This is a genomic window from Haloarcula regularis (assembly GCF_029338315.1).
In the GTDB taxonomy this organism is placed as follows: Archaea; Halobacteriota; Halobacteria; order Halobacteriales; family Haloarculaceae; genus Haloarcula; species Haloarcula regularis.
Window position 1 is genome coordinate 2736326 of record NZ_CP119794.1, and the last position, 26135, is coordinate 2762460.

General features: G+C 64.5%; 29 protein-coding genes, 1 tRNA gene and 3 pseudogenes. 18 read left to right on the forward strand and 15 right to left on the reverse strand.

The window, feature by feature from the left end; all coding sequences use genetic code 11:
• The first annotated feature begins 148 nt into the window (after positions 1–148).
• Positions 149–760, forward strand: a complete 612-nt coding sequence (locus tag P1N55_RS14700; protein ID WP_276276276.1) for a DUF309 domain-containing protein — start codon at positions 149–151, stop codon at positions 758–760.
• Here P1N55_RS14700 and azf read toward each other — a convergent pair whose 3' ends face one another.
• Complete coding sequence (azf, locus tag P1N55_RS14705; RefSeq protein WP_276276277.1) at positions 761–1534, reverse strand: NAD-dependent glucose-6-phosphate dehydrogenase Azf; 774 nt, start codon at positions 1532–1534, stop codon at positions 761–763. It abuts the gene before it with no gap.
• Positions 1535–1682: 148 nt separating this feature from the next.
• Here azf and P1N55_RS14710 point away from each other — a divergent pair, with 148 nt between their 5' ends.
• The 3 genes from P1N55_RS14710 to P1N55_RS14720 all read left to right on the forward strand — a co-directional run bounded on the left by P1N55_RS14710 (position 1683) and on the right by P1N55_RS14720 (position 3785).
• Positions 1683–2030, forward strand: coding sequence for a dihydroneopterin aldolase family protein (locus P1N55_RS14710; RefSeq protein ID WP_276276278.1), 348 nt, complete (start codon positions 1683–1685; stop codon positions 2028–2030).
• A gap of 99 nt (positions 2031–2129) precedes the next feature.
• Positions 2130–3233 carry a DUF7544 domain-containing protein gene (locus tag P1N55_RS14715; protein ID WP_276276279.1) on the forward strand — a complete coding sequence of 368 codons (1104 nt, stop codon included), beginning with the start codon at positions 2130–2132 and terminating at the stop codon, positions 3231–3233.
• 108 nt (positions 3234–3341) lie between these two features.
• Positions 3342–3785 (forward strand): DUF5790 family protein, encoded by a 444-nt coding sequence (locus P1N55_RS14720; RefSeq protein ID WP_276276280.1) that lies wholly within the window; start codon positions 3342–3344, stop codon positions 3783–3785.
• A gap of 6 nt (positions 3786–3791) precedes the next feature.
• Here P1N55_RS14720 and P1N55_RS14725 read toward each other — a convergent pair whose 3' ends face one another.
• On the reverse strand, positions 3792–4505 hold the full coding sequence (locus P1N55_RS14725) for a creatininase family protein (protein WP_276276281.1): 714 nt from the start codon (positions 4503–4505) through the stop codon (positions 3792–3794).
• Positions 4506–4821: 316 nt separating this feature from the next.
• Here P1N55_RS14725 and P1N55_RS14730 point away from each other — a divergent pair.
• The 5 genes from P1N55_RS14730 (at position 4822) to P1N55_RS14750 (ending at position 9369) form a co-directional block, all read left to right on the forward strand.
• A tRNA-Phe gene (locus P1N55_RS14730) sits at positions 4822–4895 on the forward strand.
• 287 nt (positions 4896–5182) lie between these two features.
• Positions 5183–5977, forward strand: coding sequence for a winged helix-turn-helix domain-containing protein (locus P1N55_RS14735; RefSeq protein ID WP_276276282.1), 795 nt, complete (start codon positions 5183–5185; stop codon positions 5975–5977).
• A 455-nt stretch (positions 5978–6432) separates the two neighbouring features.
• Complete coding sequence (locus P1N55_RS14740; protein ID WP_276276283.1) at positions 6433–7005, forward strand: class I SAM-dependent methyltransferase; 573 nt, start codon at positions 6433–6435, stop codon at positions 7003–7005.
• Between the two features lie 7 nt (positions 7006–7012).
• Positions 7013–7669 carry a CPBP family glutamic-type intramembrane protease gene (locus P1N55_RS14745; protein WP_276276284.1) on the forward strand — a complete coding sequence of 219 codons (657 nt, stop codon included), beginning with the start codon at positions 7013–7015 and terminating at the stop codon, positions 7667–7669.
• A complete protein-coding gene (locus tag P1N55_RS14750) occupies positions 7597–9369 on the forward strand; it encodes a serine hydrolase domain-containing protein (RefSeq protein ID WP_276276285.1) in 1773 nt (590 codons plus the stop codon). Before P1N55_RS14745 ends, P1N55_RS14750 begins: the two co-directional genes overlap by 73 nt.
• Before the next feature lie 547 nt (positions 9370–9916).
• Here P1N55_RS14750 and P1N55_RS14755 read toward each other — a convergent pair.
• Both P1N55_RS14755 and P1N55_RS14760 read right to left on the reverse strand, forming a co-directional pair.
• Positions 9917–10255: a hypothetical protein gene (locus P1N55_RS14755; RefSeq protein WP_276276286.1), complete on the reverse strand. Its 339-nt coding sequence runs from the start codon at positions 10253–10255 to the stop codon at positions 9917–9919.
• A 113-nt stretch (positions 10256–10368) separates the two neighbouring features.
• Entirely contained in the window at positions 10369–10881 is a 513-nt protein-coding gene (locus P1N55_RS14760) for a hypothetical protein (RefSeq protein ID WP_276276287.1), read from the reverse strand.
• A 161-nt stretch (positions 10882–11042) separates the two neighbouring features.
• Between P1N55_RS14760 and P1N55_RS14765 the strand changes: the two genes are divergently transcribed.
• Genes P1N55_RS14765 through P1N55_RS14775 form a run of 3 tightly spaced genes read left to right on the forward strand, consistent with a single transcriptional unit; the run spans position 11043 to position 11631 of the window.
• Positions 11043–11237, forward strand: coding sequence for a cold-shock protein (locus P1N55_RS14765; RefSeq protein WP_276276288.1), 195 nt, complete (start codon positions 11043–11045; stop codon positions 11235–11237).
• Between the two features lie 2 nt (positions 11238–11239).
• The gene (locus P1N55_RS14770) at positions 11240–11434 is read left to right on the forward strand and encodes a cold-shock protein (protein ID WP_276276289.1); all 195 of its coding nucleotides are present in this window, start codon (positions 11240–11242) and stop codon (positions 11432–11434) included.
• Between the two features lie 2 nt (positions 11435–11436).
• The gene (locus P1N55_RS14775) at positions 11437–11631 is read left to right on the forward strand and encodes a cold-shock protein (protein WP_276276290.1); all 195 of its coding nucleotides are present in this window, start codon (positions 11437–11439) and stop codon (positions 11629–11631) included.
• Positions 11632–11693: 62 nt separating this feature from the next.
• Here the strand turns inward: P1N55_RS14775 and P1N55_RS14780 are convergent, their stop codons facing one another.
• The 3 genes and pseudogenes from P1N55_RS14780 to P1N55_RS14790 all read right to left on the reverse strand — a co-directional run bounded on the left by P1N55_RS14780 (position 11694) and on the right by P1N55_RS14790 (position 12885).
• Entirely contained in the window at positions 11694–12437 is a 744-nt protein-coding gene (locus tag P1N55_RS14780; RefSeq protein WP_276276291.1) for a DUF429 domain-containing protein, read from the reverse strand.
• Positions 12438–12497: 60 nt separating this feature from the next.
• Positions 12498–12682, reverse strand: a pseudogene (locus P1N55_RS14785) (hypothetical protein).
• 44 nt (positions 12683–12726) lie between these two features.
• A complete protein-coding gene (locus P1N55_RS14790; protein WP_276276293.1) occupies positions 12727–12885 on the reverse strand; it encodes a hypothetical protein in 159 nt (52 codons plus the stop codon).
• A 74-nt stretch (positions 12886–12959) separates the two neighbouring features.
• Here P1N55_RS14790 and P1N55_RS14795 point away from each other — a divergent pair, with 74 nt between their 5' ends.
• From P1N55_RS14795 to P1N55_RS14805, 3 genes are all read left to right on the forward strand, one after another.
• Complete coding sequence (locus tag P1N55_RS14795; RefSeq protein ID WP_276276294.1) at positions 12960–13271, forward strand: glycosyltransferase family protein; 312 nt, start codon at positions 12960–12962, stop codon at positions 13269–13271.
• A gap of 85 nt (positions 13272–13356) precedes the next feature.
• Positions 13357–14037, forward strand: a complete 681-nt coding sequence (locus P1N55_RS14800; RefSeq protein WP_276276295.1) for a DUF4864 domain-containing protein — start codon at positions 13357–13359, stop codon at positions 14035–14037.
• A 139-nt stretch (positions 14038–14176) separates the two neighbouring features.
• The gene (locus tag P1N55_RS14805) at positions 14177–15190 is read left to right on the forward strand and encodes a lysylphosphatidylglycerol synthase domain-containing protein (protein ID WP_276276296.1); all 1014 of its coding nucleotides are present in this window, start codon (positions 14177–14179) and stop codon (positions 15188–15190) included.
• A gap of 27 nt (positions 15191–15217) precedes the next feature.
• On the opposite strand, the gene P1N55_RS14810 is transcribed toward P1N55_RS14805, so the two are convergent.
• Together P1N55_RS14810 and P1N55_RS14815 are read right to left on the reverse strand one after the other, a co-directional pair.
• Positions 15218–15715 (reverse strand): type IV pilin N-terminal domain-containing protein, encoded by a 498-nt coding sequence (locus tag P1N55_RS14810; protein ID WP_276278742.1) that lies wholly within the window; start codon positions 15713–15715, stop codon positions 15218–15220.
• Between the two features lie 66 nt (positions 15716–15781).
• The gene (locus P1N55_RS14815; RefSeq protein ID WP_276276297.1) at positions 15782–16780 is read right to left on the reverse strand and encodes a glutathione S-transferase family protein; all 999 of its coding nucleotides are present in this window, start codon (positions 16778–16780) and stop codon (positions 15782–15784) included.
• A gap of 186 nt (positions 16781–16966) precedes the next feature.
• On the opposite strand from P1N55_RS14815, the pseudogene P1N55_RS14820 reads away from it, so the two are divergent.
• Positions 16967–17499, forward strand: a pseudogene (locus P1N55_RS14820) (50S ribosomal protein L16).
• 351 nt (positions 17500–17850) lie between these two features.
• Here the strand turns inward: P1N55_RS14820 and P1N55_RS19815 are convergent.
• The 5 genes and pseudogenes from P1N55_RS19815 to P1N55_RS14845 all read right to left on the reverse strand — a co-directional run bounded on the left by P1N55_RS19815 (position 17851) and on the right by P1N55_RS14845 (position 22772).
• Positions 17851–18280, reverse strand: a pseudogene (locus P1N55_RS19815) (EamA family transporter).
• A gap of 113 nt (positions 18281–18393) precedes the next feature.
• Positions 18394–19545, reverse strand: coding sequence for an ABC transporter permease (locus tag P1N55_RS14830; RefSeq protein WP_276276299.1), 1152 nt, complete (start codon positions 19543–19545; stop codon positions 18394–18396).
• Between the two features lie 73 nt (positions 19546–19618).
• Entirely contained in the window at positions 19619–20797 is a 1179-nt protein-coding gene (locus P1N55_RS14835; RefSeq protein WP_276276300.1) for an ABC transporter permease, read from the reverse strand.
• Positions 20798–20819: 22 nt separating this feature from the next.
• Positions 20820–21587, reverse strand: coding sequence for an ABC transporter ATP-binding protein (locus P1N55_RS14840; protein WP_379689454.1), 768 nt, complete (start codon positions 21585–21587; stop codon positions 20820–20822).
• Positions 21588–21593: 6 nt separating this feature from the next.
• On the reverse strand, positions 21594–22772 hold the full coding sequence (locus tag P1N55_RS14845; RefSeq protein WP_276276301.1) for a COG1361 family protein: 1179 nt from the start codon (positions 22770–22772) through the stop codon (positions 21594–21596).
• 564 nt (positions 22773–23336) lie between these two features.
• On the opposite strand from P1N55_RS14845, the gene P1N55_RS14850 reads away from it, so the two are divergent.
• Together P1N55_RS14850 and P1N55_RS14855 are read left to right on the forward strand one after the other, a co-directional pair.
• On the forward strand, positions 23337–24611 hold the full coding sequence (locus P1N55_RS14850; RefSeq protein WP_276276302.1) for a transposase: 1275 nt from the start codon (positions 23337–23339) through the stop codon (positions 24609–24611).
• 575 nt (positions 24612–25186) lie between these two features.
• Positions 25187–25435, forward strand: a complete 249-nt coding sequence (locus P1N55_RS14855; protein WP_276276303.1) for a hypothetical protein — start codon at positions 25187–25189, stop codon at positions 25433–25435.
• A 250-nt stretch (positions 25436–25685) separates the two neighbouring features.
• Here the strand turns inward: P1N55_RS14855 and P1N55_RS14860 are convergent, their stop codons facing one another.
• Positions 25686–26120, reverse strand: a complete 435-nt coding sequence (locus tag P1N55_RS14860; RefSeq protein ID WP_276276304.1) for a DUF1810 domain-containing protein — start codon at positions 26118–26120, stop codon at positions 25686–25688.
• Positions 26121–26135: the final 15 nt, after the last annotated feature.

Sequence of the window (26135 nt, forward strand, 5' to 3'; positions counted from 1 at the left end):
GCTGTCGGCCTGACCTACAACCTGGTTGCTATGACCGCTATATATCGCTCCCCATCGCTCGGGAGCGGTATCGAGCGGGCACGTCGCCGAGCGCGCCGGCTGGCGCGCTCGCCCGGCCGTTTTTGCCCCGGCCGCCCGTAGCACGTCCATGGACGCGCACCTCCGGGCCGGCATCGCCGTCTACAACGCCGGCCGGTACCACGCGGCCCACGACGCCTGGGAGGACTACTGGCTGGACCTCGAGGCGGGCGACGACGAGCGGTTCCTCCACGGCCTCATCCAGTTTACCGCCGTCGTCCACCACGCCCACACCGGCAACTGGTCGGGCGCGCAGGGGCTGGCCGAGAGCGCCGGGACGTACCTGGCACCCCTGCCCGAGGACTACCGGGGCGTGAACCTCGACGCCGTCCGCCAGTACCTCGCACGGGTGGCCGCGGACCCCGAACACGCCGAACGCGTCGCGCCGCCCCCGCTCATCCACGCCGGCGTCGCCGTCGACTACGAGGCGCTGGACTTCGAGTCGACGGCCGTCGCAGCACGGGTCATGGCCGAAGCCGACGGCTACGACGAGACTGCCGTCGAGCAGGCCATCGAGTACGCGCGCGAGGAACTCGACGAACGCGGCGAGGGGACCTTCGTCGGCTTGCTGTTCTCGTTCGTCCGCGAGTCCGAGAAACGGCCCGTGGTGGCTCTGCGCCTCGCTCAACACGTCGCACGAGAACGGCAGAAAGACGACGACGTCAGCGGCCTGTTCGACTGACTACGCGTCCGGTTCGACGACGCGCTCGTCGCCGTTGTAGTGGGCGGAGTTGTCCTGTGGGTCGTAGCCCAGCACCTCCTTCGCGCGCTCGATGGAGTAGTACTTGCGGTCGTTGTCGGAGATGCCGTAGACGATCTCGTAGTCGTAGTCGGCCTCGAGGGCACACTGGTGGATGTGGGCACAGTCGGGGTAGGAGAGCCACATCGCCTGGCCGCGCTCGTAGTCGATGGGCGGGTGGCCGCGGGTGAGGTTCCCGATGCGGATGTTGCAGACGCTGATGCCGTACTCGTCGTGGTAGTACCGGCCCAGCACCTCGCCGGTCGCCTTCGAGACGCCGTAGAGGTTGCCCGGGCGGGGCAACTCGGTGCCGTCGAGACGGAAGTCGTCGTGTGTGCGGTACATCTCGGGCGTGCGCGTATCGGTCTCGAAGGACCCGACGGCGTGGTTCGACGAGGCGAAGACGAACTTCTCGACGCCCATCTCGACGGCGACCTCGTACATCTTCTGTGTGCCGTCGATGTTGTTCGACAGCACGGAGTCCCATGGGGCCTCGGGCCGCGGGTCGCCGGCGAGGTGGATGACGGCCTTGGCGCCGTCCATCGCCTCCCTGATGTCGTCGGTGTTGCTGACGTCGCCGACGACGTACTCGTGGCCGGGGTTCTCGCCTGGCGGGTTGTGGTACATCAGCCGCCAGTAGTACTCGTCCCCGATGCCTTCGAGGATGGCCTCCCCGACAGCGCCGCCGGCACCTGTGAGCAGAACCGGGTCGTCCATTCGAGTAATGGGAGGGTAGCATGCAATAGGTAACTTGCGGTTCGATTCGCGTCCCGAGCATCGGCCACAGTAGCGCCCGACGAGGGCCGAAACGTCTGGTTTCGATCGGCGTCGGGCAGTATTTATCCGGCCGCCCCGAGGTGCCCGCATGGACCCCACTACGGCCCAGCGCGCCTGCTTCGAGGCGGGCATCAAGTTCGGTTCGCTGTACCACCAGTTCGCCGGGACGCCCGTCAGCCCCGCGAGCGCCGACTCGCTGGCGCAAGCGATGGAGGAGGCCATCGAGAACCAGCCCCACTGCGAGGCGGTCACCGTCGCGTTCGACGACGCGGCGCTCCGGGCGGCCATCGACGAGGGCGGCGCCGACTACACCGAACTCACCGGCCGGTTCCTCGAGGTGGAGATGGTCGTCGACTACGAGGGGACCGTCGTCGAGACGAGCATGGCGATGGTCGACGGCTACCCGCTGATGCGGGTCGACGACGTCGCCGAGTGACCCGGGAGGCCGTCTGGTGACACATTCAGCTGCCGCTCCCGGCCGAAACTGTGTCACCCATCCGAAAATTTTAGGCTCGTTCCTCGTGCAACAGTCCGTATGGCCCTCCACGCAGTCGGAAACATCGACGACGCGATCGACGCGACCAAGGAGTTCGTGTTGCCGTTCGAGGTACGACGGTGGCTCAAACTGGCGTTCGTCGTCTTCTTCCTCGGTGGCGGCGGTGGTACCGGCGGTATCCAGAACATCGGTAACCTCGGAAACGTCGGCGACGGCGGCGGTCCCGGTGGTCCCGGGGGTTCCGGCGGATTCTCACTGACCGCACCGGTCGAGACACTCCCCGCCCTCCACGACGTACTGTTCCAGGTCGCGGGCCCCGACGTTCCGGCCGACCCGAGCGGTGCGCTGGCCGGGCTCGGCGTGGCGGTGGTCGCCATCGCCGTCGTCGTCGTCTTGGCCGTCGCCCTGGTGTTCGCCGCCGTCGGCGCGGTCATGGAGTTCGTCTTCACCACGTCGCTCATCACCCAGGAGGTACACGTCCGCCGATCGTTCCGCGAGCACCTCGGCGACGGCCTCCGGCTCCTCGGCTTCCGCATCGTCCTGGGCATCCTGGGGCTGTTGGTGTTCGGTGGCATCTTGCTTGGCCTGTTCGTCCTGGTCGTGGGTGGGGACCTCGCGAATCTCGGGACGTCGGCGCTGTTCGGGTCCATCGGCCTCGTCATCGTCGTCGTCGCGGCGGCGGCGCTCGTCTTCGGAACTATTTCGGGCTTCACCAACGTCTTCGTCGTCCCGCTGATGATTCAGGGCGAGGACGGCGTCCTCGCCGGCTGGGGCCGGCTCTGGTCGTCGATAACCGCCGAACCAAAGCAGTACCTCGCGTACCTCTTCCTCTCGGTTGTTCTGGGGATCGGCGTCGGTATCGTCGGCGCCGTGCTGGGCGCCATCGCCTTCGTCGTCCTGGCCATCCCCTTCGGCATCGTCGGTGCCGTGTTCTGGTTCGCACTCGGTGAGGGCCTCGCTGCGGGCGTCCTCGTTGGCCTCGTCGCGCTCCTGTTCGTGCTTGCCTTGCTCGTGGTCGCGAACCTGATCAAGGCGCCCCTCCAGTCGTTCCTGCGGTACTACGCGATGCTCGTGCTGGGCGACATCGACGCCGACCTCGACCCCATCCCCGAGGTGCGCGCCTCGGTGCGGTCCGACGCGTAGGGACAGCACGTCGTTTTCGGTTTCTCGGACCGGGGCTCTTTCACGTCTGGCGATTATACTTTCACTTTCAGGCGGGCTTTTAATCCCTCCGGGTGTCAACTGTGAACTATGACACAGACCAGTCTGGACGACGACGAACTGTTCGGCGAGGCGGCCTCGGAGATGCGCTCCGACGTCGAGGCGTCGCTCGCGGAGGCCCGTGCCGCACTCCCCGACGCCGACGCCGTCTGGGACGTCGAGGCCGACAACACGCTCGGTGTGCTCAACGCGCTGAAGACCGCGCTGGACGTCGGCGACGCCGAGGACCACCTGCGCGACGCCAAGAAGTGGTACACGATGGGCGAACGCGCCGACGCCTTCGAGGACGCCGAGGACCTCGCCGAGGACATCGAGACCGTCGAGGAACTCGTCGCCGACGTCGAGGACGCCCGCGACCAGGTCGGCGACCTCACCGCCACCATCCCGCAACTGCGCAGCACGTTAGAGGAGTTCGCGGCCGACGACGACCAGGCCGACGCCGACGGCGACGCCGAGGCCGAGGCCGGCGCCTGACCCAGCCTACCGCTCTCGCGTCGCGACCCGGGCCAGCACCGCCGCGAGCGCCTCGCTCGCCTCGTCCAGCAGGTCCCGTCCCCGGTCGGCACTCCCCTCGCGTGGGTCCCCGACCGTCCCGTTCTCGCTGAACTCCGCCGTGTCGTAGGCCAGGTTGACGCCTTCGACCCACTCGCCCCAGCCGTCGGCACCGCCCTCGGCGGCCGCGTCCAGCCGGGTCTCGTCGACGCTGTCGGGGTCGGTGTGCCGGAGCAGACTGGTCTCGACGGGACCGCCGTGGCCCATGTCCGGCGCGTCGACGGCGTCGAACCAGGTGAAGGGAACCGCGTAGGCCTCGTCGTGTCGGCTGACCGCCCCACAGACCTCCCGGAGGGCGTCGACGTTCCCGCCGTGACCGTTCACGACGACGACGCGGTCCCAGCCGTGGTGGGCGAGACTCCCCACCGTCTCGCGGACGTAGTCCCTGAACGTATCCTCGCTGACCCACAGCGTCCCCGGGAAATGGCGGTGCTCCTCGGCGACGCCGACGGGGATCGCCGGCGCGACGACCACCTCGCCCTCGTGGGCCGCCACCCCCGCCCTGGCGACTGCGTCGGCCGTCAGCACGTCCGTCCCCAGCGGTGCGTGTGGCCCGTGCTGTTCCGTGCTCCCGACGGGCAGGACCGCCAGGTCTGTGTCGACCGCCTCGGCGTCCGGCCACGTCGCGTCCCGTAGTTCCATACGGGCGCTATGTGTCCGGGTGTACAATAATGCCCCCCGCCGATGAGACTCGTTAGCCTACGAACAGGTGACGAAAGCCATTTACCCGGACCTGTGGTACCCCGTCACATGATAGATGGGTCGACGTGTCCGGTCTGCAGCGGCCACGTCTCGACGGACAACGGCACCGACTACGAGTGCGACGACTGCGGCGCGGAGTACGACTCCGCCGACCTCTTCCTGCCGTAGTGATACGGTGACACGACCCGCGATTCGGGCGATGGCGCGCCGGCTATCGAAATCCTTTTTGATACCCTCGCCATCGATTGAGGTGCGCGCCGCCTTAGCTCAGACTGGGAGAGCACTCGACTGAAGATCGAGCTGTCCCCGGTTCAAATCCGGGAGGCGGCATTAGACTCAGAGTTCACATGCCTGCGGTGCTGCGCGGGCGAGACTCTCGACGGTTTCTCACAGCCAATTCGTTGAACTCGACCTACGGCTCGCTCGATTAGCGCGTAATTTATCAGTCTATTACCACTGAAACGAAACTCTGCCCGGACTCCGGGAGACAGACAGTAGCGCAGTTTAGTGAAATACCCAAGTACTGCTCTGCCTCCCGGAGGAGCAGTTCTTCCCCAAGGGTACGACGACTAGAGGTTTCAATATCGCCGCTGAACTGGGTGTAAATACGAAAGACAATGAGTGAGGATCGTTCGGCAACGGATATTTTCCGCCTTCTCGCCGACGAGACACGGGTTGATATTCTCCGTGCCGTTGCTGTTGCGCAGTACGAACTCGAACAGGTCGGGTCAGGGGCTGCTGAACCCGCGTTTTCTGAGATCTACGATCACGTCGATGTGGAGAATACCTCGAAGCTGTCATACCATCTCGGCGAACTCACCGGCACCTATCTGCGGAAAAGCGACGATGGCTACTCGCTGTCACACGCTGGTGAGCGCATCGTTCGATTCATTCTGTCGGGGAATTACGAGCAACCGGAGGCGTTTGGACCGAAGCCGGTCGATGGAGTGTGCGTCTTTTGTGGCGAGGAAGCGCTGGAAGCGAAGCGCTCGCATCAATTCTTCCGTATCGACTGTACGTCCTGTGAACAGCAGGTGACGGGACAGCCAATCACGCCCGCACAGGGCAGGACGCGAGATAGCGAGTCGCTGGTGCAGAGTGTCAAGTTACGCAGTGCGGAGGATGCCAGGCAGATCAGGCGTGGGATGTGTCCCGAGTGCGGGGCGCAGCTGTCTGCCGACGTGATTGCGGTGCCCGAAAGTCCGTTGCCTGATGCTGATCCGTTCGTGGTGACGAGTACGTGTGAGGAGTGTCTCCGGGAGTACAACAGTCCGTTGACCTACAGCGTCGTTTTCCACCCAGCGTCTATTGCGTTCCACTGGGACCGCGGCATCGATGTGACGGCGCGGGCTCTGGGAGTTTCACGAGCATCTTTACGAGGGGCGTTGGACGTCAGCACAGACCTCGGCTGATCCCGACGAGTATGAGGTTGTGTTGCGTCACGGAGAGGACGCAGTTCGACTGTATCTTGATTCGACTGCGACGGTGGTGCGGACGGAGCGCGTGCGAGGCGAGAGCGGTGAGTTTCGCCAGTCTTGACAGAATTATTACGAAATTGCCGTTGAGCAGACGATGGTGCTGGACGGAGCGTTCGCTGACTATCGCCGTTACAGGCGCAGTATCGTGGTTTTCTGCTTAACTCAGGTTTTGAAGCAGATCCGATAAATTATCAAATTAACGATACTTTTATCGGTGTCGCTGGCCCGACCCTTAATCGCTGTCAACGGAGGACCAACACGTGCACTCAAGCGATCCCCACGATTCAACAGGCCAGCAGTATCGAACCCGAGGCGAGAATACCGACCAACAACAGGCAGCGCAGAACCGCTCGAAATCGGCCGACGAGATCGCCGACGCGTACGCTGAGGTGGCTGACAAACTCGCACGATGGCGGCAACTCGACCGGCTGTTCGCCGGTCGATACCGCCGTCGCCAGTTCGAGCATGCGGACGGCCGAGTACTCGACGTTGCCTGTGGCACCGGGCGGAACTTCCGCTACCTCCCATCGTCGAGCGACGTCGTCGGAATCGACATCAGCGACGAGATGCTCGTCTACGCCCGTAGTGAGCTCGACAGGCTCGAGCTGGACGGGACCGTCCATCGGATGGACGCCCAAGCACTCGACTTCCCCGACGACAGCTTCGACACAGTCATCTCGTCGTTCTCCACGTGCACGTTCCCCGATCCGATTGCCGCGCTCCGCGAGATGGAGCGAGTCTGCACCCCTGAAGGCCAGATTCTGTTACTCGAACACAGCCGAAGCCACGCTGCCCCACTTGCCTGGCTCCAAGACTGGCGCGCCGACGCTCACTACGAGAAGAACGGCTGCCGATTGAACCACGAACCGCTGGAGGCCGTCGGGCAGGCCGCGCTTCCGGTCGAGAAGGCATCGACCGCGTTCTTCGGTCTCGTCACCGCCATCGACGCTACCCCGAGGTAATCGTCCCATGAACACGCACACGACTCACCAATCGCTCGCACATCGACTCGCCAACCACCACGGCACACTCCACGAACCCATCATGAACGTCCCACCCCGGAAGCATCCCCATCCCGATTCAGATGAAATGTCGTATCCGAATCCGGCCGCTATCCTGGTGGGAGCGTATGTCTCGTTCATCTACCGTGGCTCGGTCATCACGAACGCAGTCGAGGGACTCACGGCCCGCGACATCAGTCGCCCCGTCGCAACCGGCGCTGCCCTGGTCGCAAGCACACTCGCGTTCGCACTCGTCCACCTTCCAGGTGCAGTCCTCACGGACGCCAACGTCGGACTCGTAGTCGTGAAGACCGGACTGCTCGGTGGCCTATTCGGCCTCGCGTATCTCCGTACCAACGAGCTTGCGCTCCCGATGGGACTCCACCTCGGTGTGAACTACGCGCTCGTGAACATCTTCGGCATCGGTGCCCCAGAAACCCCCGGCGTCCCAAGCCTACTGGCAGTCGAACACACTGCGGCGGGGCTGTGGAACGCGTCCCGCGGCATTCCGCTCTTCGTAGCGACCATCGCCGGGTACGTCATCGTGCTCCTGTGGACACGCCGGCGAAACCACGACCGCACCGCCCAGCAACGCAACCACCTCATCCACAGCCGTTCCGACTAATGACACAACCACGACTCTCCACGGCGGACAGTAGTACGGATAGATCCACGAGACGGTCGTTCCTCGCCGGGCTCGGCAGCCTCGCACTCGTAGTCGTCGGAACTGCAACCGGTCGAACGACCGCCGCGACAGGCGCTCCGAGTCCTGGATCACGGCCAGGCGAGGGCCCATTCGCGGCCGCGGACGAACTCGAAGCGTTCATCGACGACGTGATGGCCGAACGGATCGGGACGGCGACGCCCGGAGCTACTGTCGCCATCGTCTCTGGAGATGCACCCATCCTCACCAAAGGCTACGGCGCTGCCGACGTTGATGCTGATCGTCCAGTCCGAGCCGACGAGACGGTGTTCAGAGTCGGGTCGGTCGGTAAACTCGTGACCTACACCGCCGTTATGAAGGGCGTCGAACAGGGCATACTCGACCTCGATACGGACGTCAACTCGTATCTCGATGACTCCCGAGTCACGGTCCCGGATACGTACGACGACCCCGTGACGCTCCGACATCTCGGCACCCACACTGCCGGATTCGAATCCACGCTCGATCCCGACATCGTCGCCGACCCAGACTCTCTCGACACGCTGGAGGCATTACTCACCGACCAGCAGCCTTCGCGCATCCGCCCGCCCGGGGAACTCGTCGGCTACTCCAACTACGGCGCGGCACTCGCCGGTCACGTCGTCGCCGAGGCTCACGGCACGACGTTCGAGGAGCTCGTTCAGGCGGCGATCTTCGATCCGCTCGGGATGACTCACAGCACGTTCGCTCAGCCCGTCCCGGCCGACCAGCCCGGTGACCTCGCTGCGCCGCATATCCGCGACGGTGAGTCGTTCCTGACAACAGACGACGTGTACATCAATATGCGTCCTGCGGGCTCGCTGAGTGCGACGGCAACGGACATGGCCACGTTCATGCGTGCACACCTCGGCGACGGCGCAGTCGATGCAACTCGGATTCTCGACGCGGAGACCGCAGAGGCGATGCACAACCGCCACCACGTCCGTCATCCGGCAGTCACGAACTGGCGGTACGGGTTCCACGAGTACGGGAATCCCGACGCCAACCTGATCGGCCATTCGGGTGCGACGGTCAACTTCACGAGCTCCCTGCTGCTCGCCCCGGACTACGACGTCGGAATCTTCGTCGCCTCCAACAGCAATCCGAGTGAACTGCCGACAACCGTCGTTGACGAGATCGTCGCTGAGTTCGATCTCCAGCGAGCGCCGACTACGCCGACACCGACTTCGAGACCGGGCGGCCAGGAACGCGCTGAAACTGTCGCCGGTGAGTATAGCCTCACGTATCTCCCACAGAGCGGGCCCCTACAGGCCGTCGATTTGCTTGAACACCTGACCGTCGAGCCTGCAGGGAATGGCCGCGTGCGTACGACGACGCTCGAAGGTGACGCCCGACAGTGGGTCGAGAGTGAGCCGTACGTGTACGACGAGGTTGGCGGTCACGATGTCCTCGCTTTCGAGGTCACAGATGGTGAAGTAGACGTGCTCAGTATGAGTAGCGAACCGACTGGCGTCTACCAGCCAGTGCCGTTCCAGGAACGCCAGTTCGTCACCGGCGCTGTCCTCGGAACCGCAGTATCCGGGTTCGGGCTCTCGCTTGCCGGCTGGGGCGGACACAGCATACGGCGGACGTGGAAACAGCAAAGCACCGACGACGACCCTGACACGGCGGATGCCGAATGACAGACCAACACCCCTCTCAGCAACAAACCGGACAGCTCCACGGACAAGCCGACCGAGATAGAGTTACTCACGGCGTAAAGCGCCGACTGACGAGCCCCTCGTGGCTCGCCCGTGCGGCAAGCGTTGGTCTGTGCAGTATCTCTATCGGGTTTCTCATACTCTTCGTGTTCGTCGTGGAGACCGGTGGCAATGTCACACTCTTCACGCGGCCGCTCCTGATGCAGATAGCGGTCTCACTACCAGCTGTAATCATGGTTCTCACTGCCGCGACCACGATTGGTGCGGGAATCGCGTGGTGGAATCGTTATTGGTCGATTCGAGCTCGGATCCATCAATCAGTCTTGGCACTTCTGGGACTCGGGTTTAGTTGGCAGCTCACCAAGCTCGGGTTCCTTCCGTTATAGGTCGAACCAGGACACACACATCCAACGATTGCGTTGACAACACACCACATGAACGTCTTTCAGAACACCGCTATTTCGACGATTCTATCAGGGCATGCTAACTGGCCCAACTCCGAGTTGCTTGTAGCCCTGTCCGAAAGACCTCATCGCGACGCGGGCCTCGAAGGTTTCCGTCTGGGTCGCCTCGAGTGCGGCGACGAGCCAGCCATCGGCAGGCAGGTTTCGACCCAGTCGGCGACGTTGTCGCCGTAGTTGTGCGATTGGCCGTTGATCCACGCCGAGTCGGCCGCGAGCAGGACGGCCCGCTGGAGCGGCGAGAACCCGTCCGCGCCGTGCAGCCACAGCAGGAAGTGGATCGTCCCGAGCGGGTACTTGCGCGTGAACTGTTCGCGTGACACCCCGCGGACCTCGTTGAGGGTGCAGGACCGCTCGCGGCCGTCGAGAGTCTCGTCGGCCGTCCCCCGGACGATGTGGTGGCCCACGCTGCGGATGGACGGCCGGGACACGTCGAGGTCGACACAGACCGCGTCGTGGGCCGCCGCGCGGTCTGACGCCGGCGTCGCCCGAGTAGTGCAGCGGCCAGAGTCCCTCGTCGTCAGTACTGAACGACCGCGTTGACGATACCCGCCGTCTGCCCGACGTTCGTGGCGGTCAGCCCGGCCAGCAGACCGACAGCCGGGAGGCCGGTGAGCAGCGTCCCCGCGTAGACGACGGCCCCGGCGATGCTGAGTATCGCGCCGACGCTGTACACCCAGGGGGCCTCCGCGACGTGCTGGCCGGTGTAGGCAAGTCCGGCGGCCGGAATCAGCATCCAGGCGACGACGGTCAGCGACAGGAGCGGGTCGACCGGCGGCGACGCGAGCAGGCCGGCGGTCCCGGCAAGCGTCGCCCCCAGGCCCGCGAGCAAGACGAGTTTCCACGCACGCAACACGCCCTCGGTCATCTCGCCCCAGGAGAGGACGGTGAAGGCGACGATGATGGCGTCCATCACGAGGTGGGCGATGAGGACGGTCCGAAGGGTGACGACGTCCAGGTGGGCCGCCGTGGCGAAGGTCCACGCCAGGGGGACCAGGACCACGGGGCCGTTCTCGCGGGCGCGACGGAGCATGGTCGACGTCTCGTAGGCGACCTACAAGAACGGTCGGGCTGTGGACCGCATGTGTGTCGTTCACTGTCAAGATTCGGCCGCTGTCCGTCGGTTCCGTCGATCCGAGCGACGATACACGTACCGACACCGTTATCCGTGGTACTGGCATCTGTTGAGTTGCAATGGCGAAAGGAACGGTTGATTTCTTCAACGACACTGGCGGTTACGGTTTCATCGAGACTGAGGACGCGGACGAGGACGTTTTCTTCCACATGGAGGACGTTGGCGGCCCTGACCTCGAAGAGGGACAGGAACTCGAGTTCGACATCGAACAGGCGGACAAGGGTCCGCGCGCGACCAACGTCACCCGGCTCTAACGATGGCAACAGGCAAAGTAGACTTCTTCAACGACACTGGCGGCTACGGTTTCATCGACACCGAGGACTCCGACGAGGACGTTTTCTTCCACATGGAAGACGTCGGCGGTCCTGACCTCGAGGAGGGGCAGGAAGTCGAGTTCGACATCGAACAGGCGGACAAGGGTCCGCGCGCGACCAACGTCACCCGGCTCTAACGATGGCTACTGGTACAGTAGACTTCTTCAACGACACGGGTGGATACGGGTTCATCGACACCGAGGACGAAGACGACGACGTCTTCTTCCACATGGAGGACGTCGGCGGTCCTGACCTCGAGGAGGGGCAGGACGTCGAGTTCGACATCGAACAGGCGGACAAGGGTCCGCGAGCGACCAACCTCACGCGGCTGTAAGGCGGTTTCTGCAGCCAGCAATATTTAGCCACTTCGAGCACCGGCAGTCCCGTCGCCACGATTCAGGCGTCGACCAGCGGCGCCGCCGCACGATAGACCAGCTCCATCGGGAGGCCGCGTCGGTCGGTCGGCGGGTCGGGCGGCAGGGTCCTGAGCGTTCCCGACCCCGGCTGAGCGGTGTACGCGAGCACCACCGCGTCGAGGACGTCCGCGACGGTCACGGCCGCACCGTCGGTGGACTCGGCGGCCTTCTGGACGGTGGGTGCGGCGTCGCGGTCGTAGCGCGCCAGCGTCCGCATCCGCTCGGCGTAGCCCGCGGCCGTCCCCCGGGCGTACTCGAGCGGGTCGTCGGCGAAGGCCCGGAAACACAGTTCGGGATGGGCCGACCTGACCACCGCCGCGGCCTCCGGAATCTCCTGGAGCAGTTCGTCCAGCATGGCGATGCCGTCGCTGAGGGCGAAGGCGGTCTCCGAGAGCGGGGCGCCGCTCTTTCGCTCGTGGACGCGGTTCCCCGTCGAGTAGCGGCGCTTGCGCGTGGCTTCGCGGACCGGCGGCGTCACCACGGCGACGTCGCGCGGTCCGAGTACCGACCGCGCCAGCGCGTCACACTCCCGGGTCGGGTCGCCCGACTCGACGAGGCCGACGGGCAGCGAGACCAGGATGCGCCGGGCCGTCTCCTCGTAGCGGGCCCAGCAGTCGCCGATGCCGTCGAAGACCTCGGCGTGGTCGAAGCCCGACTTGGTAAAGCCCACCGCGAGCCACGCCCCCTCGCTCCAGACGACGCCGACGTACAGTTGCGGGGCCATCGGTGGCTATCGGTCATCGGCCGACAAAAGCCTGACCCGTGGGCGCTCCCGCCGTGCCACTCAGTCGCCGCCGAACTTCGTGAGCTCCGTCAGCGGCACCAGTCGGTGCTCGATGGTCGGTTTCGTGTACCCCGCGGACTCCTCGGTGTGGCCGCTCGTGTAGACGGCGACCTTCTGCTGGAGGACGTGTGGAACCCCTCGTTGTTGCGGATGACGTCCACCGACTGCCACGCTTCACTCTCCATGCGGTCCGGTGACACGAGCCAGATACCTCGTTCTTTCCCCGAACTCACCCGACGAAGACGGTCGTCAGCCGTGCGCCACAGTGCGGACAACACAGCGTCTCCCAGCGGTCCTCGTCGAGCCCCCCGTACGTGCTCGGACGGATGGCCGCCGCTGCCCGGACCGACCGGTCACAGGTCCCACACTCGAAGGAAGCCCGCTCCATGTTCGATCCTCCGGATTTCCCACGGAAAAATGCGTTGGCCGGCAGACCCTTGTCTCGCCGCCCTGGCGACCCGTATGGACGGCGTGGTACTCGCGGCGGGCGAGGGGACGCCGCTCGAGTACGTCCGCCAGGCGCTCCCGGCCGTCGAGGGCACGTTCGTCGTCATGAACGGCGACAACGTCTGCCGGGTGAACCTCGTGGCCGTCCTCGAACGCCACCGCGGGACGGACGCCGCCGCGACACTGCTCGTCGAGGACGTCTCCCGCGAGGAAGCCAGCGAGGCGGGCGTCGTCGAGACGGGACCTGACGACCCGCCATCGACCTGTTGCGGACCGCCGGCCACAGCGTCGAGGCCGTCGAGCTCGAGGGCTGGTGTCACAACATGAACGAACCGGCCGATCGGGCCCGCGTCGAGGACCGCCTGGGCTGACCCGACGGAACAGCGAAGGGTCTCGCCACCGTCGGTTCTGTATGGCTCTCTCGCGTCCGCGGGTCGCCACCGTTGCGCTGGCCGCCCTCGTGGTCCTGTCCGGCTGCGCCGGGCTCTTCGGCGGCGACGAGAGCGCGTCCGCGGAGCCGACGGTGACGCCCGCGCCGGTACCAGCGGACTCGGGGCGACCCACGCCGTCCGCGGACACTGCGACGGCCACGCCGACCCTGTCGACGTCGCCACCCAACGGCCGCGCGCTGGCCGGTGCGGTGCCGCCGCGCAACCACTGGGCCGGCATCGCCGCCGACACGAACGGGACGGCCGCCGTCCAGCCCCGGTACTTCTCCCTGCACCCGACCTGTGAGCGCCCACCGGGCCAGGTCATCCACATCCAGGTGGCCACACTGGGCACCAACGACCCGACCACCGACGAGGGCCTCAACGTCACCTGGCGGTTCCTCGCGCCCACCTACCGGCAGTCCTTCGCCACCTTCGACGGGTTCGCCGACGCGTTCATCGTCGGGTACCGGCCGCTGTTCACTGCGCGGGCCGTCGCGTACGGCCCGCTCGACCGCGACGGTGACCTCGCCACCCAGCGGGTCAGCGTGCTGGGTCCGGACGGCACGACGACGAGTTACACCTGGCGCGTCCAGAACCAGACCGCACCCCCCTACGAGGGGTGCTGGATGACGACCGGCGTGACGCCGGTGACGAGTCGGTGAGCGCGGTCCGGCGCGGGCGTTCCCCGCCAGCGGTATTCGTCCCGGCCACGCCGGCACGAGGTGGGCTCGCGCCTCGACTATATAGCGATACATAGGCCACATAGGAAACATGAAACTGGCGTCTCCGTACCTTCCGCCAGTGACTCCCTCGAGACGCGACCTCGCCCGGTTCCTCCTGGGGACCGCCGTCGGCGTCGGCGCCCTGGCCGGCTACCTCCACTTCGTCGGCGCCGACAAGGTCATCGAGCGGGCGTCGACCATCGGCGGCCCCGCACTCGCCGCCGTCGTCCTCCTCGTCGTCGCCGAGGCGCTCGCCGACGGCATCGGTGTCTGGGCGTCGGTGCGGCCGCTCGGCGACGGCCTCTCGCCGGCCCAGAGCCTCCAGTTCGCGCTCGCGGGTGACTTCTTCGATACGCTCAGCCCCGCCGGACCGGTGAGTTCCGAACCCATCGTGGCACGGTTCATCGGGGTCACGACGGACACGGGATACAGCGAGGCGCTGGGCGTCCGCGGCGTCGCGAAGTACGTGAAGTCGGGCTCGCAACTGGCCGTCTCGACGGTCCTGGCCGCCACCCTCCTGCTGGGAACGCCGTCGGCGACAGCCCTGCTCACGACGCTCGGCGGCGCGCTCGGCGGCCTACTGCTCGTCGGTGCGGTGACGCTCCGGTCACGGCGGGTGCTCTCTGCGGCGCTGGTCCCGGTCCTGGCGCCGGTCGTCAGACTCCTCTCCTCGCTGTACCGGGAGGTGCCCCACGACCGGTCGACCGTCGCGGCCGCCGCCGACCGGTTCTGGACCCGCATCGTCCGGTTCCGGGACCGCCCCGGACTGCTCGCGCTGGTCGCTCTCGGCGGTGTGACGGAACAGGTACTCACCGCGGCGGCGCTGTGGGTCGCGCTCGCCGGCACCGGGACGGCGGTGCCACTGCTTCCCATCGTCGTGCTCGTCCCGCTGCCACAGGTGGCCAGTGCCGTCCCGATTCCGGCCAGCATCGGCGCCTACGACGTGTTGCTCGCCGGCGCACTGGCCGTCGTCACCGGTGTCCCGGCCGCCGTGACCGCCGCGCCCGTCCTGGTCGTCCGGACGCTGAGTATCCCGCTGGCGCTCTCGGCCGGCGGCGTCGCCGCGGCGTTCCTGCGCGGCTGGCGACCCTGAGCGCGGTCCCCGTGGTTCCGCCCCCGCCTATCGCTGACTCGGGGCCGGCCACCGGTCGATGACGTAGGTCTCGGTCTCCTCGTCGGTGTTCGTCTCCCAGACGAACCGGAGCGTCGCCTCGCTCAGGTCAAGGTGCTCTCCGGCACCGACGCCGGTGAAGTGGCCGGCGTGGATGGTAATCTCGGTCCCGGCGGTGATGCGCGTCGGCGCCTGTGCCCGCAGCGGGGCCGCCGTCAGCGTCGCGGCGCCGCCGGAACTCCTCGCGTCGCTGACGACGAGAGTGAGGCCGGCCCGCTCGAGCGTGTCGCCGCTCTCGAAGCTCAGGTTCAGGGACTCGCCGTTGCCACCGGTGCGCTCGCTGTACTCGGCGACGATGGCGACCTGTGGCGCCTGCGTGGGTTCCTGCTCGCTGCACGAGACGAAGTACGCGCCGCTGCCCGTGCCGAGGACGACGACGATAGCGACCATCAGGACGAGGCCGACGACCGGACTTACGCCGCGGCCCCCGTCACGAGGCCAGTTCAGTGGCGAGTGACGGTGATACGTGGACTTATAACCACACCTCCCCTCTCACGCACAGAAAGCGGTCGCCTACGCGGTGACGACCAGGTCCTCGGGCGGTTCCCCCGGCAGGTCGTCCCGGTCGTGAGCAGCCTCGAAGTCGGAGTCGGGCCCCTTCGGGACGATGCGCTTGGGGCTGACGTCCGGGTGGGTCGTGTAGTAGTGTTCTTTGATGTGTGCCATGTTCACCGTTTCGGCGACGCCAGGCGTCTGATAGAGGTCGCGCAGGTACGGCCAGAGGTTGTCGTACTCCCGGATGAACTGGTGGTTGCACATGAAGTGCGTGTGGTACACCTCGTCGAAGCGCACGAGCGTGGTGAACATGCAGACGTCCGCCTCGGTCAGGCGGTCGCCGGCGAGGTAGCGCCGGTCCTCGAGCACCGAGTCCCAGTGGTCGAGCGCGTCGAACAGGTCCTCGACGGCGCTGTCGTAGGCGGCCTGCGAGTTGGCGAACCCAGAGCGATAGACGCCGTTGTTGATGGGTTCGTAGATGCGCTCGATGATGTCGTCGACGTCGTCCTGGTACCCCTCGGGGTAGAGGTCGACGTCGTTGTCGGCCACGTCGTCGAACTCGGTGTCCAGCATCCGGAGGATCTCTTTCGACTCGTTGTTGACGATGGTCTCCGCTTTCGTGTCCCAGAGGACCGGGACGGTCACGCGACACGTGGCGTCGGGATCGGCTCTCACGTACAGTTCCCGGAGGTAGTCCGAGCCGTAGAGCGAGTCCTCGGTACAGCCCGCTTTCGCGGGCGTGAACTGCCAGCCGTCCTCGGCCCGGTAGGGGTCGACGACGTCGACGCCGATGGCGTCCTCCAGCCCCTTCAGCTTCCGGACGAGCAGCGTCCGGTGGGCCCACGGACAGGCCAGCGAGACGTACAGGTGATAGCGCCCCGCCTCCGGCTGGAACCGGGCGTCGGGGTCGTCGCGAACCCAGTTCCGGAAGGTCGTGTCCTGCCGATCGAACTCGCCGTCATCGTTCGTGCTCTCGTAGGCGTCGGTGCGCCACTCGCCGTCGACGAGCATATTCATGATACCGGATGAACGGGCCTGACGGGGATAAACACCCCAGGAAAGTAACCTCGGTGTCACCACCCAGGGGGCCGACACCGTCGCCGCCTCCGCCGTGCGTGTGTGAGACACGGCCATACAGCGACTCTCGAGCGCCCTTCGAAGCGCTTATTGGGACGCTTGGCCAGGTATGACTCAAGAGTACCCATGTCTGACAAACCTGCCTCGATGTATCGGGATATCGACAAACCCTCGTACACACGCCGCGAGTACATCACGGGGATCCCGGGCTCGAAGATCGCACAGCACAAGATGGGACAGAAGCAAAAGGACGCCGACGACTACCCCGTCCAGATCAGCCTCATCGTCGAGGAGTCTGCCAGCTGCGCCACGGGTCGCTCGAGGCCTCCCGCCTCTCGGCCAACCGCCACCTCATCAAGCAGCTCGGCGAGGACGGCGACTACAAGATGACCCTGCGGAAGTTCCCCCACCAGGTCCTGCGCGAGAACAAGCAGGCGACCGGTGCCGGGGCCGACCGTGTCTCCGACGGGATGCGCCAGGCGTTCGGCAAGATCGTCGGCACCGCCGCCCGCATCCAGGCCGGCGAGCAGCTGTTCACCGCCTACTGCAACGTCGAGGACGCCGGCCACGTCAAGGAGGCGTTCCGCCGCGCGTACAACAAGATCACTCCCTCGTGTCGCATCAAAGTCGAGCGCGGCGAAGAGCTGCTCATCGCGTAACCACTTTTTCACGACCGATCCGCACGTCGTCGGATGTCCTCGCGCCGCGTAGCGGCGCTGCGGGCACAGCGTGGCGACTCCTTGGAAACACGTGGGGAACACTGCCGGTCGCTCACTCGGTCACGGCGCTTTCCGCCGTTCGCTTACGAGGTCTCCGTGACCTCGCTGTTCGCGACCGGTGAAACGGCTCGCTTCGCTCGCCGCCTGCTCGTTGCAGCGTTTCCGCTACTCGATCATGGCGCCCCCTTCCACTGGTGATCCGTTCCAGCAGCGTGGTGCATACAGGACGAAGCGTGCATGGAGTCGGTCCTGTGTTTCGGGGGACTACTCGCGGTCGTGTCGTCGCGTTCGTCACGCGCCCGAGATGAAGTAGACGGCCAGCACGGCGAAGCAGATGCCGAGCACTTTGCGCGTGGTAAACTCCTCGCCCAAAACGAGAACCCCGATCGCCGAGGAGAAGACGAGAAACATCGCGAAGATGGGCGTGACCACGCTTACGGGGCCCAGAGACAGCGACTGGTACAACGAGATGATTCCGATCCCCAAAGATGCCCGCCGCGAGCACGTACGCCACTTTTCGTGACGACAGATACGTGACTATGCCCTGATCCGTGTGCCACAACACACCGAGTGCCATCACGATGAGCAGGGTGTTAGAGATGACGACGGCCACGTTGCTCGGAATCGCGTCGGGACCGGTCGTCGCTACGCGCATGAGTGGGGAAACGAGCGCGTACGCCCCCATCGCGAGCAGCGCGTAGTGTAGGTATGTCGCGTCCATACGCTCGGCTTGCCCGATACAGACAAGTGCTTGACGACCTGCGACCGCGGCGAGGCACCCGTGAGAGCCCCCATCGGTGACACCCGACCGGGCGAGGGCGATCACGAGTGGCCTCAGCCGCGCAGCGCGTCAACGGGACGTTCATTCGCTGCACGCCAGGCCGGATACGCCCCGGCTATGAGGCTCGTCAGAATGCCGAACGCTGCAGCGCCGAGCAGATACAGGAGCGAATCGGACGTGAACGCGAGAGGGTCGCCGAGAAATATCGCGTTGGCAACCGACGCGACGACGAAGGCGATCGCCAACCCGACGACTACGCCGATCACTCCCAGGATAACTGCCTCGACGAGGAGAATCCGCACGATGTCGGCTTTCCCGTACCCCGTCGCCCGTAGCACGCCGATCTCCTCGCGGCGCTTGATGACCGCCATCAGCATCGTATTCGTGATCGAGACGCCAGCGACCAAAAGCGAGATAGACCCCAGTCCCGTCAGAAACACGTTGATCCCGTTGACGATCGTCTTGAGCAGTCGGACCAGGGACGTGAGTTCGAAGACCAGCAGCCGATCCTCCCGATCGTTGAATCGTTCCCGAAGGGCATCCGCGGTGGACTCCGCCCGGTCGACGGACCGCGTTCGGACGCGGACCTGGTCGTACTCACGGGCGGGCGCTTGCTCGATCGGGAGATACACGTCACTCGATCCGAAACCCTGCGTCGCTGCGAGCACGGCGACGACCCGGTAGGTCGCTCCCGTGTCCTCGTCGAGCGCGAGCGTGAGTCGGCTTTCGGGGCCGAGTCCGTGTTCTTGGGCGAATTCGTTCGAGACTACGATGCTCCGCCGCCAGTTCTCAGGTATCGCTCCGTCGTTGATGGTGTACAGCGACCGCGGATCGTCCATGTACGTGATCGACACTGACTCGCGCCTGTCGCCCCGTCTCACCCACTCCGCTTCTCCCCCTCTGGTGGCAACGACGCCTGCCGAACCGACCGTTTCCTCGATCGCTTTCACGTCCTCACGATCGAAGTGTCCGGGCTCTTTGTCGATCCCTGGGGCGACGAAGACGTCCGTCGCACCCTGCTCTTGGATGGACTGGAACTGGCTCTGCTTGAACGCTGCCCCGCCTGCCCCGATCGCCCCGATCGCGACTACGCCGATGACGATCGCTGCGGCCGCGAGTGCCGATCGGGCCTTCGCACGCGAAACGTTCCGCCACGCGATGACGACCACGGGGAATCGGCCAGTCAACCGGTAGAGTCTGCTCATCCGCGCTCACCTCGCTTGCCGTACAACCTATGCAGTGACATCTCGGTCCAGACTGCCGAGACGGCTCTGTCCATCAGTCGAACGCCTCCGCAGGTCGTTTGTTCGCGGCCTTCCAGGCTGGATAGACGCCGGCGACGAGCGCGGTCGTAATTCCAAAGAGGCAACCGATACCGACGTACTGCAGCCCGGCCCGGGTGAACGCGAGTGGGTCGCCGACGAGGAACACGTTGATCACCGCGCCGATACCGAGCGCGATCGGTACGCCAATCACGCCCCCGATGATGCCGAGTATCGTCGCTTCGGCGACGAGCATGCGAACCACGGCGCCTCTGGTGTACCCCACCGCACGCAGGACACCGATCTCCCCCTCACGTTCGATGACGGACATCAGCAGCGTATTGGCGATCGTGACGCCCGCGACGAGCAGCGAGATTGCGCCCACGCCGATGAGGAACTGGTTGACCGTCTCGAACGATTGCTCGAACTGCTCGCGCTGTTGCTGGACCTGTTGGACGGAGACGGTTCGTCTGCGCGAATTGAACTCAGTCTCGATAGCGGTAGCTGCCCCGGCGACCGAGCCCGCCGACGGGTCGACTCTCACGATCACTTCGTCGTACGTCGCGTCGTCGAACCTCGAGACGGGAACGAAGACCGACTGATCGGCCGAAAGCGGGTCAGCAAACCCCTGTGGTCGCAGGACCGCTGCGACCGGGAATGTCCCCTCGAGTTCGTCCTCGACGACGACCGTAATCTGATCGCCGGGCTCGATGTCGTTGTCGGCAGCGATCCGCGAACCGACGATGACGCTGCGCCGCCAGTTTTCCGGGACCGATCCGTTGGCAGTCTCGTAGAACGTACCGGGGTCCTCGATACCTTTGACCTGCGCGGTGACGACGGTCTCTCCGGCCGGGGTGCGGACGAGCGAGCCGAACGGCTGGACGACGGGAATGACCGTCGCACCCGCTGCCGCCCGGCGCATCCGGGCGACTTCCGCATCGGAGAAGTTACGGTTGGGGTCCTCGGCCTCTGGATACACGACGGGATGGACGGTCGCCGTACCCCCGAACCCCTCGTACGCCGCCACCTGGTTTTGTTTGAAGGCTTCGCCACCGGTGCCGATAGCTCCGACGGCCACGACCCCGATGACGACAGCGACGACAGCCAGTGTCGACCGTGCGGTCGCCCGGGAGACGTTCCGACGCGCCAGCAAGACGGTCGGTACGAGGGCAGCGATGCGCCTGCGCCTGCTCATCGACGAGCGGTCTCGATCGTCACTATTCCCGGTCACGATGCCCTCCATCGGCGCGTGTGGCCGTGTCTGGCGCCCGAAGGGTGCCGTCGACTAGATTGACCACTCGGTCGGCGGCCTCCGCGACGTACTCGTCGTGAGTGACCATCACGACGGCAACTCCCTCTTCAGCTCGGAGCTCCTCGAACAGATCGAGGATCTGATCGCCGGTGTCGCGGTCGAGATTCCCCGTCGGTTCGTCGGCGAGCACGAGCTCTGGGTCGTTGATCAGCGAGCGAGCGATCGCGACCCGCTGTTTCTGTCCGCCCGAGAGTTCGTCTGGTGCGTGATCTAACCGGTCGCTGAGCCCGACTCGTTCCAGGAGCTCCGTCGCTCGATCACGCGTCTTCTTGGGAGTCCGGTCGAGCATCCGGGGCATCTCGACGTTCTCGAGCGCCGTCAGCGTGGGAATGAGGTAATAGCTCTGAAAGACGAACCCGATCGTCTGTTTTCGCTCGCGGTTGCGTTCGCTGTCCGAGAGCGTCGCGACGTCCTGTTTCCTGAGACGGATCTCACCCGACGTGGGGACGTCCAGGAGACCCAGCAGGTTCAGGAGCGTCGACTTGCCGCTGCCGGAGGGGCCGACGATGGCGACCGAGTCGGCCTCATCGATCCGGAAGTCGATCCGCTTTAGCGCGCGGATCGTCTGTCCACCGGTCTGGTACTCCTTGACGACGTTCGTTCCACTGATGAGCGGCGTCCCCGTGGTGGCTTCGTTGCCGTCGCCGTCTCCCGGTCGGTCGTCGACAGGCACGATCGATCACCGCCACACGCGGTACCCGACCGCGCCCAGAGCGAGCACGATGACGAGTCCGACGACGGGCAGTACCGGGAAGCCGCCCCCGCTGGACGTTCGGGTGACGACCTCGCGCTCGACGGGGACCTCGGTAACCGCACTTTGTTCGACGCCGTCGACGACGTACTGTACCTCGACCGGGACCGAGGAGACGTTCCCATCGACGTTCGCTTGGAGGGTGAAGGAGGCGAAGTCGCTCGCCGCTATTTCGCCGATGAAGTACTCGGCGCCACCGACTCGCTGTCCATCACCGACCGAAACGACGACGGCCTCCGCTTCCGTCGATCCGACGTTCCCGGCCGTTGCCGAGATCTCGATCCGCCCGCCTCTCTGGACCGCATCCAGATCCGTCAGGGTCACTTCGGCGGGGTTCGGTGGAGCGGTAAACGAGGCCTGGATCGTCTGTGTCGTCCGGCGCCGCACTCCGTCCTGGGTGTATTCGAGCGTCACGTTTACCGGGAGTGTACCGGTCTCTTCGGCGGTCGCGGGGAACGTGAACGTGGCCGTCTCGCCGGCCGACAAGTTGGCACGGACGCGCCGAGTGACGTCGAACGCCGCCGACGGTGAGGATGCACTGACCCGCAGCTGTCGGACTTCCTCGTCGAGACCGTTCGAAACGGTGACGTTTACCGGTCTGGTTGCACCCGGGACTGCGTCACGGACCGAGAGCTCGACCTGGGGGCGGTCACCGGACGCGGAGAGCCGGTCGGTTCCGACGCGTATCTGCTTCGTGGCAGTTCTGGTTTGCCCACCGTCCGTGGTGTACTGGAGCGTTGCCCGTACCGTGCTCGGAGCGTCTTCGAGGAAGGTCGCGGTGTAGGTGAACGACCGTTTCGAACCGGACTCGAGGACCGCCGCGATACGCTCGGGGTTCTCGACGGCGACGTTCGAGCCGTTTACGAGGAGGTGGACGTCGCGGATCTCGTTCGTCTCGCCGTTGGTCACGTTGACCGATACCTCTGTCTCGCCACCGACCTTCGGATTCTGTGCCCGCACGTTCAGTCCGGGACCATCGCCGCCGACGACGACGGTCAGGGGGTACTCGCGCCGGACGTAGTCGCCGTCGGGCATCCGTCCGGTAGCGTACACGCGGAGGTTCTTCACGCCGGGATCGTCGAACGAGAGCGTCAGTGGGACCGTCAAACTCCGACCGCCACTCACGGTTCCGATGTTCTCCGCTCGCGCTCTGTCGTTGGCATTACCCGCCGGTCGGACGTATACGTCGGTTATCTTCACCGCTTTCGACTCGTTCATCGAGCTTCGAACAGTCGTCCTGACCTCTACCAGCTGGCCGGGCCGGCTGTTCGGTCGAAAGTGTCACGTTAGTGATGGCGATGTTGGATTCGGCCGACACTGTCCCCACAGCGATTGGGGCGACTGTGACGAGGAGCAACGTGAGGACGACCACGGACCAGATCGATGCTGAAGATCGCGTTCGCACCGACCCGATCATCTGTGCGATGCTCGTGGAGGGGCTTGATTGGGGACCATCCCGTGCCCGGTTTTCTCCAATAGATATTAATTCTGGTGATATGTAACAATCGCGGCTGCTCCGCCCGTGTAGCCGTACATTCTACAGGCGGAGCAGGCCGAGTGCCTCGGGGCTTGACCCCGATGGTGAAGGCCGTACGCTCGGGTGAGTGCTCCACTTTCACCGTGGATGGCTGACATTCAAGCACGGCACACTACTATTCTGGGATGAGGCAGATGACCGACGCACAGACTCTCGTGAAGACGCTGGATTTCCAGCTGAATATCCAGAGTGACAACGAGAGTTTGCTGTACGACGCCACGCTCGAATCGCGGTGGGCGTACAACGAAACTATCCGTCTCGCCAAGCAGGGCGTGGACTGGGATGAAATCCCCGACCGCGTGGCCAACAACGCCGGACTCGTAAAAAACACCACACAGCGAGTCGTTGCGAAAGCACTCGGCGCAATGGAAAACTACCACGAGTACGACGACTTCGGCCTGCCGAGTCACACCAAAGACGGCGCGTACCCGCTCCGAGCCAACTACGAAGAAGGCTACAACCTCACGCTCCGAGACGATGGAACCGTGGGGTTCCGTATCAGTGCCAAGCCGTATAAACACGTCAAAGGCGTGCTGAAGGGTGACGATACCCATCTCGATATTCTGCGAGCGGCACTCGCTGGTGACGAGTGGACCATCGGGACAGCCGAAGCCCTGTTCAACGACGGAACGCCCGAGTTGCACGTCAATGTCACGAACACCGAGCGTACCGTCCGAGAGAAACAGGACTCTCGGACAGTCATCGGCGTGGACGTGAACGAAGACAACGTGGCACTGTCGGCACTGTCAGCAGAGGGCGTCGAGGATACGCTGATCATCGATTTCCCCGAAATCAAGTTCGAGAGACACCGTTACTTCACGATGCGAAAGCGGGTGCAGAACGCCGAGAAACCGAGTATGCACGATACGCTCGACGGTCGGGAAGAACGGTTCGTCCGTGACCGACTCCACAAGGTGAGCCGTCACATCGTGGAGTGGAGCCAGCAGTTCGAGAAACCGTGCATCGTCTTTGAAGACCTCAAAGAGATGCGCGACAGTATCGACTACGGCACGCGGATGAACCGACGCTTGCACCACCTTCCGTTCCGTGCGCTCCAATACTACACGTCGTACAAAGCCGCCTTCGAGGGCGTGCCAACGGCGTGGACTGACCCTGAATACACGAGTCAGCAGTGTCCGATGTGTGGACACACGGAGCGGGCGAACCGTAACAAGCGATTCAAGTGTCGGTCGTGTTCCCACCAAGACCACAGCGACCGTGGTGCAAGCGTCAATATCGCCGTGAAAGGCATCAAGAAGCATCAGGACTGGAATGTGCCTGCTCTCAACAGCCTTCCCCAAGTTCGGAAGGTGCGACGGCAGGCATCGGGGGCTGTGGACGCCTCGACCGTGACCTCGGATACTGCTATAGGGCATCATCCCAATGGTATTCGAGGTGTGTCCGACTAATCCACGGGAAGCCTCGGGGCTTGACCCCGAAGCAGTTCACTGGTTCTCGTTGGGTTCTTGGGTGGCCTCGGCTACTTTCTCCTCCGGATTCGCTCGGGCGGCAGTGTGAGCGAACGGCTGGACCGAATCGAGCGGAACGTCGGTCGGTTGGAGGTTCAGATCGCGCGACTCCAGGACGACGAACCGGAGTGAGTGGCCTGCACGATGCGCCCTCAGGAAAGGTGTGATAACGCGTAACGTACCGATGTCGCGTTGTTGGCTTCTGGTGGGGTCGCCTCGAGTACAAACCCGCCGCGTCTCTCAGTAACACACCGACCTTCCGGCTGCCAATTGTAGCTCTCTGTACATACCTGTCACACACAACGGGGTTCTCTGACGCCGTGTGAGATACACAGCGCGTATCACCCATCGGTGCCTATCCATAACAGTGACTAGGGAACTGACCCACCTGTACTGCTGTGAGCGCTTTCTCGTCCCACTGCAAAGGGGCATCGAGCCGGTCGAACGATAGAGTTCAGCTATCGCATGGACCGTAGAGACATCTATACTTCAGTGCGATTCGAACTGACACCAACATGAGTTTGTTTTCAGCGATTGTGGTATTCGTCGTTGGATTGTTCTCCGGTGTCATTATCAGAGCGATTGCCGGACTCGCGGCCCTCATCGCGCTCGTTTTGGTGATCTTCGGCATCGCCGCGCCGGATATCGGACTTGTCGATTACGTGATTCAGAACTTTTACCAAGGGAACGAGCTGCTGTTCCTCGCTGGCTTGTTGTTCGGCATCGACGCCCACCATGCAGGAAAAGGCAGTGGCGACAGCTAAACACGGCAGGGTGCTGACTATCTCCTCTGTATCTTGCACGGCGGTACTGACAGGCCTAGCAGATTGTCGAGGCCGTGCTGCATACGGTACGCAAGCCGGTCAGCAGCCCTCCGCCCACAGTCAAGACGGAGAATCAGTCGATACGGGGGACTACTCTTCCAGCGTCGCCGTCGTTTCGGACCGCTGAATTATCAACGGGAACTGAGGCGTTCCTATCGGTTACACCGTAGCTCTTGGCCCGATACTGGTGTTAATCTGAAAGAAACTCCAGTGTGTTTTCGTCTGTTTTATTATCGTAGTACTTTTTCAGAGCCGTCCGGAACGGAGTCGGATCATCTGCGACAGCATCGAATAACGTCATCGACGAACGGAACTTCATGTCGTCGGGTGAGCGAAATATCTCGTTCGCTGTGCGTCCTTCGATTCCGTTCGTTATCTCCGTACATTCTCGCAACCGTTGCCCTAATACAGGATGGGCCAGATACGCTTCCGCCTCTTCTCGTGACGATATCGCATACTTCCGGGCCCTCGGACTCTTGCCGAGTCCCTCGACCTGCGGGAAGATGAACCACATCCAATGATTCTGTTTGCGGCCTGATCGCAGTTCTCGTTTCACCTGCTCTATCACAGGGTCCTGTGCGTCAACGAATCGTTGTAAATTATGAGGATCATCGGAGCTGGTCATTATCACGACTTGGCG

Excerpts from the sequence above, each read along its gene's own strand:
- P1N55_RS14710 (WP_276276278.1), top strand. The coding sequence starts at position 1,683 with ATGGACCCCACTACGGCCCAGCGCGCCTGCTTCGAGGCGGGCATCAAG.
- P1N55_RS14790 (WP_276276293.1), bottom strand. The coding sequence starts at position 12,885 with ATGGAGCGGGCTTCCTTCGAGTGTGGGACCTGTGACCGGTCGGTCCGG.
- azf (WP_276276277.1), bottom strand. The coding sequence starts at position 1,534 with ATGGACGACCCGGTTCTGCTCACAGGTGCCGGCGGCGCTGTCGGGGAG.
- P1N55_RS14780 (WP_276276291.1), bottom strand. The coding sequence starts at position 12,437 with ATGGCCCCGCAACTGTACGTCGGCGTCGTCTGGAGCGAGGGGGCGTGG.
- P1N55_RS14815 (WP_276276297.1), bottom strand. The coding sequence starts at position 16,780 with ATGAATATGCTCGTCGACGGCGAGTGGCGCACCGACGCCTACGAGAGC.
- P1N55_RS14735 (WP_276276282.1), top strand. The coding sequence starts at position 5,183 with ATGAGTGAGGATCGTTCGGCAACGGATATTTTCCGCCTTCTCGCCGAC.
- P1N55_RS14830 (WP_276276299.1), bottom strand. The coding sequence starts at position 19,545 with ATGAGCAGACTCTACCGGTTGACTGGCCGATTCCCCGTGGTCGTCATC.
- P1N55_RS14860 (WP_276276304.1), bottom strand. The coding sequence starts at position 26,120 with ATGACCAGCTCCGATGATCCTCATAATTTACAACGATTCGTTGACGCA.
- P1N55_RS14745 (WP_276276284.1), top strand. The coding sequence starts at position 7,013 with ATGAACACGCACACGACTCACCAATCGCTCGCACATCGACTCGCCAAC.
- P1N55_RS14725 (WP_276276281.1), bottom strand. The coding sequence starts at position 4,505 with ATGGAACTACGGGACGCGACGTGGCCGGACGCCGAGGCGGTCGACACA.
- P1N55_RS14765 (WP_276276288.1), top strand. The coding sequence starts at position 11,043 with ATGGCGAAAGGAACGGTTGATTTCTTCAACGACACTGGCGGTTACGGT.
- P1N55_RS14715 (WP_276276279.1), top strand. The coding sequence starts at position 2,130 with ATGGCCCTCCACGCAGTCGGAAACATCGACGACGCGATCGACGCGACC.
- P1N55_RS14850 (WP_276276302.1), top strand. The coding sequence starts at position 23,337 with ATGACCGACGCACAGACTCTCGTGAAGACGCTGGATTTCCAGCTGAAT.
- P1N55_RS14770 (WP_276276289.1), top strand. The coding sequence starts at position 11,240 with ATGGCAACAGGCAAAGTAGACTTCTTCAACGACACTGGCGGCTACGGT.
- P1N55_RS14835 (WP_276276300.1), bottom strand. The coding sequence starts at position 20,797 with ATGAGCAGGCGCAGGCGCATCGCTGCCCTCGTACCGACCGTCTTGCTG.
- P1N55_RS14700 (WP_276276276.1), top strand. The coding sequence starts at position 149 with ATGGACGCGCACCTCCGGGCCGGCATCGCCGTCTACAACGCCGGCCGG.
- P1N55_RS14800 (WP_276276295.1), top strand. The coding sequence starts at position 13,357 with ATGGCTCTCTCGCGTCCGCGGGTCGCCACCGTTGCGCTGGCCGCCCTC.
- P1N55_RS14760 (WP_276276287.1), bottom strand. The coding sequence starts at position 10,881 with ATGCTCCGTCGCGCCCGCGAGAACGGCCCCGTGGTCCTGGTCCCCCTG.
- P1N55_RS14775 (WP_276276290.1), top strand. The coding sequence starts at position 11,437 with ATGGCTACTGGTACAGTAGACTTCTTCAACGACACGGGTGGATACGGG.
- P1N55_RS14720 (WP_276276280.1), top strand. The coding sequence starts at position 3,342 with ATGACACAGACCAGTCTGGACGACGACGAACTGTTCGGCGAGGCGGCC.
- P1N55_RS14855 (WP_276276303.1), top strand. The coding sequence starts at position 25,187 with ATGAGTTTGTTTTCAGCGATTGTGGTATTCGTCGTTGGATTGTTCTCC.
- P1N55_RS14795 (WP_276276294.1), top strand. The coding sequence starts at position 12,960 with ATGGACGGCGTGGTACTCGCGGCGGGCGAGGGGACGCCGCTCGAGTAC.